The 417-nt window shown below is 50.1% G+C and carries 1 pseudogene; it reads right to left on the bottom strand.

The window, feature by feature from the left end:
- Positions 1-315, bottom strand: a pseudogene (locus tag AB4585_RS24345) (efflux RND transporter permease subunit); the annotation flags it as partial.
- Positions 316-417 lie beyond the last annotated feature (102 nt).

The raw sequence follows: 417 nt of genomic DNA on the forward strand, positions 1-417 counted from the left end.
ATCCACCAGCATACGACCAATGTCTGCAGAGTTATCCAGCTTCAACGTTAGACGAGCGCTGCCTTCAATAGCCTCACAGGTGGTTTCTTCGATATTGGACAGCCCATCTACCGCATCTTCCATCCTGACACACAAGCTCTCTTCCACCTCCATTGGTGAGGCACCGGGATAGACGATGGTCGCCATAATGTAGGGAGGCGAAAACTCGGGAAAGGTTTCTCTCTTGATGGTGGGTAAGGTAAGAACACCCACCAAAAAGATGAGAAGCATCAGTAGGTTGGCTGCTGTTGGGTGTCATGCAAAAAAACGAATCACGCGTCACCCTCCGATGCTTGAGGCTCGTCTTCAAGCATTTCAAGCTTCAGCAACATACCCGGTATCGCCGGCAATAGATCGTTAAGAATCAAGGTATCCCCG

Source organism: Vibrio sp. 10N.222.49.C9, assembly GCF_041474985.1.
In the GTDB taxonomy this organism is placed as follows: Bacteria; Pseudomonadota; Gammaproteobacteria; order Enterobacterales; family Vibrionaceae; genus Vibrio; species Vibrio crassostreae_C.